This is a genomic window from Catellatospora sp. NPDC049133 (assembly GCF_040648455.1).
Lineage (GTDB): Bacteria > Actinomycetota > Actinomycetes > Mycobacteriales > Micromonosporaceae > Catellatospora > Catellatospora aurea.
Map to the genome: position 1 here is coordinate 76,743 of NZ_JBEZDT010000043.1, position 8,252 is coordinate 84,994.

Genomic DNA, 8,252 nt, shown 5'->3' on the forward strand with positions numbered 1-8,252 from the left:
GTCGCGCGCCGGCGCGGCCGGGCCGTTCGCACCGACGCGGAGGAACCGCCATGCGCATCCACGTACCCGAGGCCGCCTCCGGCCGCCTGTCCGACGCCTGGCGTCTCTGCGTCGGCACCGGTCGGTTCGAGCTGGCGTTGCGGCGCGACTACCAGGACTCGCTGGCGATGATCCAGCGCGACATCGGCTTCCGGCACATCCGCGGCCACGGCCTGCTGTCCGACGGCGTCGGGGTGTACCGGCCGTACGAGTACCAGGGCGCGACCCGCACCCGCTACGCGTTCACGTACGTCGACCAGGTCGTCGACGCCTACCTCGACCTTGGCATCCGCCCGTTCCTGGAACTGGGCTTCATGCCCGCCGGCCTGGCCTCGGGCGAGCAGACCGTGTTCTGGTGGGCCGGCAACGTGACCCCGCCCCGCTCCTGGAACCAGTGGGCCGACCTGGTCCGGGCGACCGTGTCGCACCTGGTCGACCGGTACGGCATCGAGCAGGTGCGGACCTGGCCGATCGAGGTGTGGAACGAGCCCAACCTCAAGGAGTTCTGGGCCGGCGCCGACCGCGACGCCTACCACCGCCTGTACGAGGTCAGCGCCGACGCAGTCAAGGCCGTGGACGCGTCACTGCAGGTCGGCGGGCCGGCGATCTCACCCGGGGCGGACGACTGGCTGATCCCGTTCGCGGAGTTCGTCGACGGGCGCGGGGTGCCCTGCGACTTCGTCAGCAAACACGCGTACACCTCGGGGCCCGCCCAGCACGTGCCGTTCGGGGTGCACCAGACCCTGGCCCCGGCGGAGCGGCTGCTGGAGCAGTTCGCCACCCCGCGCGAGCTGCTGGCCGCGACCGGGCTGGCCGGGCTGCCGGTGCACATCACCGAGTTCAACTCCTCCTACCGGCCCGACAACCCGGTGCACGACACGGCCCTGCACGCCGCGTACCTCGCGCCGGTGCTGGCCAACGGCGGCGACCTGGTCGACTCGTTCTCGTACTGGACGTTCTCCGACATGTTCGAGGAGGCAGGGGTGCCGACGTCGCTGTTCCACGGCGGCTTCGGGCTGCTCACCCATCGGCAGATCCGCAAACCCACCTACCACCTGTACGCGTTCATGGCCCGGATGGGCGAGCACGTGCTCAGCCGCGGCGGCGACCACCTGGTGACCCGCGACGACACCGGCCGGGTCACCGTGCTGGCCTGGGCCCCGGTCGATGTCACCGGCGGCCCGCCCGTCGACGGCCACACGGTGCGCCTGTCGATCCCGATCGGCGGGCTCGGCACCGCGTCGGTGTACCTGAGCCGCTCGTCGGTCAGCGAGGAGGCCGGCAACGCCTGGGCGGCCTGGTGCGAGATGGGCCGCCCGGCCTCACCCGGCTCACGGCAGCTCGCCGACCTGTACGAGGCCGCCGAACCGGGGCGCAGCCACCGCAGCCTGCCGCGTGTCGGCGGCTGCGTCGAGCTGGACCTGGTGCTGGCCCGGCACGAGGTGACCCTGGTCGAGCTGACCCCGGTCGTCGACGAGACCCCGCCCTGGTGGGACGACAACCGCCTGCTCGGCCTGGCCCGCCCGGCCCCGCAGCCCTCGGGAAGGAGCGCGGATGAGTGACCGCGGCGATCGCGCACACCTCACCGAACCGGCGGGCAACCACGGCCCGTTTGCGGCTGAGCAGGCTCGCGAGCACGGGGAGCCGGCATGAACGGCACCGCACAGGCCGCGAACCGGTTCGGGCAAGGATTGCTGTCGCGAGCCGCAGCGCTGGTCTACAGCCTGCTCGTCGTGGAGCTGCTGCTCCTGCTGACCACGCTGCCGGGCCTGGTGCCGCTGGTGCTGCTGGCGCGCGACGCCAGCAACATCCCGCTGTTCGCGGCCTGCGCGCTGCCACTGGGCCCGGCCGTGTCCGCCGCCCTGTACACACTGCACCACCACCGGGCCGACCTGGCCGATCTGGCGCCCGCGTCGGCATTCTGGCGCGGCTACCGGCTCAACGCCGGGCCGGTGCTGCGGGTCTGGGCTCCGCTGCTGCTGTGGCTGGCCGTCGTCGCGGTCAACCTCGCCCACCTCGACGCCGCGGCCGTGCCCCGCTGGTGGGCGGCGCTGCTGGTCGTGCTCGCCGTCGTCGCGGCCCTGTGGGCGACGAACCTGCTGGTCATCACGTCACTGTTCGAGTTCCGGGTCCGCGACGCCGCCCGGCTCGCCTCGTACTTCCTCGTCCGCCGGCCCGCGGTGACCCTCGGCAACCTCAGCGTGCTCGTCGCGGCGGCCGGGCTGACCGTGCTGCTGTCCGAGGCGGTGCTCAGCCTGTTCGGCGCGGTGCTGGTCCTGGTGCTGCTGCGCAACTGCCGCCCGATGACCGGCCAGATCGGGACGGAGTTCACGGCATGACCCTGCCTGTCACGAACAAGATCCCCTACGGCGGCGACTACAACCCCGAGCAGTGGCCGCATGACGTGTGGGCGCAGGACCACAAGCTGTTCGACCTCGCGCGCGTCGACACCGTCACCGTCGGCGTGTTCACCTGGGCGCTGACCCAGCCCGCGCCTGATGTGTACGACTTCACCACCCTCGACGCGATCGTCGAGCGGGCCGCCGCCGAGGGCCGGGCGGTGTGCCTGGCGACCGGCACCGGCGCGCACCCGGCCTGGCTGGCCCGCGCCCACCCCGAGGTCACGCGCGTCGACTTCGAGGGCCGGCGGCACCGGTTCGGCCAGCGCCACAACTCCTGCCCCAGCTCACCGGTGTTCCGGCGGCTGTCGGCCGAACTGGCCCGCCGCATCGCCGCCCGGTACGCCGCCAACCCGGCCGTGGTCGCCTGGCACGTCGGCAACGAGTACGGCGGGGCCTGCGCTGACCCACGACCTGATACGCGGGCTCAAGGACGGGCAGCCGTTCTGGCTGATGGAGCAGACCCCGAGCTTCACCGCCTGCCGGGACGTCAACCCGCTGAAACGGCCCGGGATCAACCGGCTGTGGAGCTGGCAGGCTGTCGCGCACGGCGCGGACGCGGTGCTGTACTTCCAGCTACGGGCCTCGCGGGGCGCGAGCGAGAAGTACCACGGCGCGGTCATCGGGCACGCGGGCCGGGCCGACACCCGGGTGTTCGGTGAGGTCGCGCAGCTCGGTGCGGAACTGGACCGGCTGGGTGGGGTGAGCCTGGGCGCGCGGACCCCGGCCCGGGTGGCGCTGCTGTTCGACTGGGACAGCTGGTGGGCGCTGGAGATCTCCGACGGCCCGTCGCGGCTGGTCCGCTACCAGCAGGTGGTGCGGGCCTACCACCGGGCGCTGTGGGACGCCGGGGCCGATGTGGACGTGGTGGCGGTGACCGCCGACCTGAGCGGCTACGACGTGGTCGTCGCGCCCGCGCTGCACATGGTCAAGGGTGATCTGGCGCAGCGGCTGGAGATGGTCGCGGCGCGAGGGGGCTCGGTGGTGACGACGTTCCTGTCGGGGCGGGTCGACGAGGACGACAACGTGTTCGAGCTGGTCATCCCGCAGGGGGCCGAGATCGTCGGGACATACCGGGCGGACTTCTGCGCGGGCACGGCCGCCGTCACCCGCAATACGTTCGGGGCCGGGCACGGGTGGTACGTCGCCGCCGGGCTGGAGCAGGACGGCGTGTCGTGGGTGATGCGGCAGGTGCTGGCCCGGCACGACCTGCTCGGGCCGTACGCCGACGTGCCCGACCTGGAGGCCGCGGTGCGGGTCGCTCCGGACGGGACCCGGCTGCTGTTCCTGCTCAACCATGCGACGGCCCCGGCGGAGGTGGCCGCTTGCGCGACCGGTCTCGACCTGCTGACCGGGGAGCGGATGTCGCGCGGTCAGCCGCTGGTCCTCGATCCTGCGGGCGTCATGGTGATCCGGTGCGACGACTCGCTGTGATCCACTGGGTGCGGGTGCCGCCGGTGGGCATGCCCCGCTCGCGGTGATCCGTTTTTGTGGACGCCTGGATGCCCCCATGGGGGCGTCCAGCGTTCCACAAAAACGGATCATCAGCACGTAGTCAGTGGATGCGACGGCCGTGGGCGTCGGGAATGCCCGACTTGCGGTAGAAGTAGGTGTTGATCTGGTCGCGCCACTCCTGCGCGCACCGCACCTGCTCGTCGAGACGCTCGCGGATCCGGGCGTCCACGTCCGGGGCGACCAGTTCCGCGTCACCCAGCCGCGCCCACCGCGAGCGCATCCGCGCCACCTGTTCGGCACCGGCGAAGTGCGTGTCGTAGATGTGCTGGATCACCGTCGTGCCGCTGCGCAGCACGTGGGTGTAGGGCACGTGGTGGAAGAACAGCAGCAACTCGTCGGGGCATGAGGCGGGCGACTCGTAGACGTCCGACCAGGGCAGCGGGTACTGGCCGGTGTAGCCGGTGCCGGTGGCGCGGGTGCGGTCGACGCCGATGCCGTCGCGGTCGGCGAAGTGGTAGGTGCCCCAGGGGGTGTATTCGTAGCCGTCGACGTCGGGGCCGTAGTGGCTGCCGGGCCGGACCATGAACCCGACGCCCAGCGGTGCGGTGTAGGACTCGTAGGTGTGCCACGAGCCGTCCATGACCTCGTGCAGGGTCCGGCGGAGCAGGTCGGGGTCGGCGGTCGCGGCCGGGGTGAAGGTGAGGTCGATCCACTCGTCGAGGAGCGTGAGCGGGTCGAGCAGGGGGTTCCAGGCGAGGCGGCCGAAGGCGTACAGGTTCGCCTGCGCGAGCGGGTGGCCGGTCCAGAACCGGTCATCGCCCACGTTGGACACGGCGACGAGGCCGCCCTGCCCGGACGGCCGCCGGCCGGATCCGGCGCGCTCGTCGCCGTGGGCGACCCCGGAGGCGACCTCGGCGACGGTCGGCCCCATCGCGCCCCAGGGCGTGAACGACAGCACCTCCCTCCACATCGGGCCCAGGTAGCACACGTGCCGCTGCTGGCCGGTGTACTCCTGGGTGACCTGCAGTTCCACGGCCAGGTGGGTGCCCGGCATGGCGGCGATCACCGGGGACACCGGCTCGCGGGTCTGGAAGTCGATCGGGCCGTGCTTGACCTGCAGGATCACGTTTTCGGCGAAGCGGCCGTCGAGCGGCGCGAAGTGGTCGTGGGCGGCGCGGGCCCGGTCGGTGGAGCGGTCGCGCCAGTCCTGGCGGTGGTCGTAGACGAAGGCGCGCCAGTGCACGACGCCGCCGTACGGTTCCAGTGCGGCGGCGAGGGTGTTCGCGCCTTCGGCGTGGGTGCGGCCGTACCCGAACGGGCCGGGCTGCCCCTCGGAGTCGGCCTTGACGACATAGCCGCCGAAGTCGGGGATCGCCGCGTACACCTGCCGGGTCGTCTCCGCCCACCAGGCCCGCACGTCGGGGTCGAGCGGGTCGGCGGTGGGCAGGCCGCCGAGCGCGACGGGGGAGTTGAAGTTCACCGACAGGTGCACCCGGATGTGGTACGGCCGCAGCACCTCGGCGAGCGCCGCGACGTCGCCGAGCCGGTCAGTGAGCAGGTGCGCCTCGGTGGCGTGCACGTTGACGTTGTTGACGGTGATCGCGTTGACGCCGACCGAGGCCAGCAGCCGGGCGTAGGCGCGGATCCGGTCCAGCTCACCGGTCAGCCGGCCGTCGCGCCAGAAGATCGAGCCGCCGGAGAAGCCGCGTTCGACCTGGCCCATCACCGGGTGGGTGTCGATGTTGTCCCAGTGGTTCAGCATCCGCCGCGCCGTCACCGGGTGGTGCACGTCGATCGCCGACGCCGCGCCGAACGCCGCCGCGCCGAGCCGGACCACGTGGAACAGTCCGTAGAGCAGCCCCGCCGCACCGTCGGCCAGGACCACGGTGACGCCGTCGCGCCGGGCGATGGCGAAGCCTTCCGCGCCGAGCGTGCCCCGGCCTGAGCGATGGTCCAGCTCTGCCCGCACCGGCACTGCCGCATCCGGCAGGCCGTCCGCATCCGTCAGCGCCAGCACCAGGTCGAACCGGCCGTTTCTGCCGTCATCGCCCACGCCGCCGAAGATCGCGGGGTCGTCCTGCAGGCTGCCACCGTGGTGGTCGACGGCCCGGGTGAGTTCCCACATGACGGTCTGCGCGAGCGGCCCGTCTGCGCGGACCAGGACGCGGCGCGATCCGACGGCCCGCCACACCTCGTCGGGCAGCCAGACCGGATGTACGGCGTCACCAGTCATGGACGGTGCCGTCCTTGAGCCGGTTGACCGGCAGGTACGCGGCCACGTACGGGAAACGGGCGGCGGCCTGCTCGTCGAGTTCCACGCCGAGGCCGGGCTGCTCGCCGGGGTGCAGGTGGCCGTCGGTGAAGGTGAACGACTGCCGGAACACCTCGTCGGTCAGCGGGCTGTGCTGCATGTACTCCTGGATGCCGAAGTTGTGGATGGCCAGGTCCAGGTGCAGCGCGGCGGCCATGCCGACGGGGGAGATGTCGGTCGGCCCGTGGATGCCCGACTTGATCTGGTACTGCGCGGCGAAGTCGAGCAGCTTGCGCATGGCGGTGATGCCGCCGGTGTGGGTGACCGCGCTGCGCACGTAGTCGATGAGCTGTTCGCGGATCAGGGTCTGGTAGTCCCAGACGGTGTTGAAGACTTCGCCGATCGCCAGCGGGGTGGTGGTGTGCTGCCGGACCAGGCGCAGCGCCTCCTGGTTCTCCGCCGGGGTGCAGTCCTCCAGCCAGAACAGGTCGTAGGGTTCGAGGTCCTTGCCGAGCCGGGCCGCCTGGATGGGGGTCATCCGGTGGTGGCCGTCGTGCAGCAGCGGCAGCTCGGGCCCGAACTCGTTGCGTATGGCCTCGAACACGCCGGGCAGGTGGCGCAGGTAGGCGCGGGTGTCCCAGTCCTCCTCGACGGGCAGCGGGGTGCGCTGGGCGGGCTCGTAGTCGTAGCGCTCGCCCTCGGTCTGCGCGGCGACGCCGTAGACGGCGTTGATGCCGGGCACGGAGGTCTGGATGCGGATCGACTTGAAGCCCAGCGCGAGGTGCTTGCGCACGGAGTCGAACAGCTCGGGCAGGTCGCGGCCGGAGGCGTGCCCGTACGCCATGACGCCGTTGCGGGACGCGCCGCCGAGCAGCTGGTAGAGCGGCATCCCGGCGGCCTTGGCCTTGATGTCCCACAGGGCGACGTCGACGGCGGCGATGGCGGCCATGGTGACCGGGCCGCGCCGCCAGTAGGCGGAACGGTACAGGTACTGCCAGGTGTCCTCGATGCGGTGGGCGTCGCGGCCGATGAGCAGCGGCACGACGTGGTCGGTCAGGTAGGAGGCGACGGACAGCTCGCGGCCGTTGAGCGTGCCGTCGCCCAGGCCGGTGATCCCGTCCTCCGTCGTGATCTTCAGCGTGACGAAGTTGCGGCTGGGGCTGGTGACGATGACTTCCGCGGCGACGATCTTCACGAGGTGCCCTTTCAGGACGGTTCCGGGCCGACCAGCGATGCTAGGCCCATAAATCAGACGTAATCAAGGCCAACCCACAAACTGGTATGTTGTATGGGATGGACACCCCACCCGCCGCGTCCCGGCTGCACTCCCGCGTGCTCGACGAACTCGGCGTCGCGATCTGCGGCGGGACGTTCCCGCCCGGCACCGTGCTCTCCGTCGACGAGTTGGTCGAGCGGTGCGCCGTGTCGCGTTCGGTGGTCCGCGAGGTGCTGCGGGTGCTGGCCGCCCTCGGCCTGGTCGAGGCGCGCCGCCGGGTCGGCACCCGGATCCGCCCCGCCGCCGACTGGAACGTCTTCGACCCGCAGGTGATCCGCTGGCGGCTGGCCTCCGACCAGCGGCTGGCGCAGCTGCGCTCGCTGACCGAACTGCGCGCCGCCGTCGAACCGCAGGCGGCCCTGCTCGCGGCACAGCGCACGTCGCCGACCGACGCGGCCGAACTGGTCGCGCTCGCCGCGAAGCTGTGGGCGGCGGCCGAATCCGGCGACGAGGCAGGCTTCCTGGCCGCCGACATAGAGTTCCACCGGCGGGTGCTGCTGCACTCCGGCAACGAGATGTTCGCCGGGCTGCACGAACTGGTCGCCGAGTCGCTGACCGGCCGCCACCACTACCACCTCATGCCCGTCCATCCCGACCGCCGGGCGCTCACACTGCACGCCGACGTGGCCCAGGCGATCCAGCGCCGCGACGCCGACCGCGCCCGCGACGCGATGACCGCCCTCACCCAGCAGATCCACGACGAGCTGCCCGAAGTCGAAGGAAGGGCACCTTCACAACGCCTTGGGTTCTAGGCGTCGTTGCAACACCTGATCATTTCAGGGGTTGCAGTGTTCGAGATCCGCGCCGGCCGGGTTCCGCAGGGCCGTAAGAA

At 71.8% G+C, this 8,252-nt stretch carries 6 protein-coding genes and 1 pseudogene; 5 read left to right on the forward strand and 2 right to left on the reverse strand.

Annotated features, from left to right (window positions below; genetic code table 11):
- Nucleotides 1-50: 50 nt before the first annotated feature.
- The 4 genes and pseudogenes from AB0B35_RS35730 to AB0B35_RS35745 all read left to right on the forward strand — a co-directional run bounded on the left by AB0B35_RS35730 (nt 51) and on the right by AB0B35_RS35745 (nt 3,872).
- On the forward strand, nt 51-1,601 hold the full coding sequence (locus tag AB0B35_RS35730; protein ID WP_361054408.1) for a xylan 1,4-beta-xylosidase: 1,551 nt from the start codon (nt 51-53) through the stop codon (nt 1,599-1,601).
- 87 nt (nt 1,602-1,688) lie between these two features.
- Nucleotides 1,689-2,378: a hypothetical protein gene (locus AB0B35_RS35735; protein WP_361054411.1), complete on the forward strand. Its 690-nt coding sequence runs from the start codon at nt 1,689-1,691 to the stop codon at nt 2,376-2,378.
- Nucleotides 2,375-2,768 (forward strand): annotated as a pseudogene (locus AB0B35_RS35740) (beta-galactosidase); the annotation flags it as partial. The gene AB0B35_RS35735 and the pseudogene AB0B35_RS35740, both read left to right, overlap by 4 nt.
- Nucleotides 2,769-2,888: 120 nt before the next feature.
- A complete protein-coding gene (locus tag AB0B35_RS35745) occupies nt 2,889-3,872 on the forward strand; it encodes a beta-galactosidase trimerization domain-containing protein (RefSeq protein ID WP_361054429.1) in 984 nt (327 codons plus the stop codon).
- A 121-nt stretch (nt 3,873-3,993) separates the two neighbouring features.
- On the opposite strand, the gene AB0B35_RS35750 is transcribed toward AB0B35_RS35745, so the two are convergent.
- Nucleotides 3,994-6,126 carry an alpha-glucuronidase gene (locus tag AB0B35_RS35750; RefSeq protein ID WP_361054414.1) on the reverse strand — a complete coding sequence of 711 codons (2,133 nt, stop codon included), beginning with the start codon at nt 6,124-6,126 and terminating at the stop codon, nt 3,994-3,996.
- Nucleotides 6,116-7,339 carry a D-mannonate dehydratase ManD gene (gene manD, locus AB0B35_RS35755; RefSeq protein WP_361054417.1) on the reverse strand — a complete coding sequence of 408 codons (1,224 nt, stop codon included), beginning with the start codon at nt 7,337-7,339 and terminating at the stop codon, nt 6,116-6,118. Before manD ends, AB0B35_RS35750 begins: the two co-directional genes overlap by 11 nt.
- A 98-nt stretch (nt 7,340-7,437) precedes the next feature.
- On the opposite strand from manD, the gene AB0B35_RS35760 reads away from it, so the two are divergent.
- Nucleotides 7,438-8,172: an FCD domain-containing protein gene (locus tag AB0B35_RS35760; protein ID WP_361054420.1), complete on the forward strand. Its 735-nt coding sequence runs from the start codon at nt 7,438-7,440 to the stop codon at nt 8,170-8,172.
- Nucleotides 8,173-8,252: the final 80 nt, after the last annotated feature.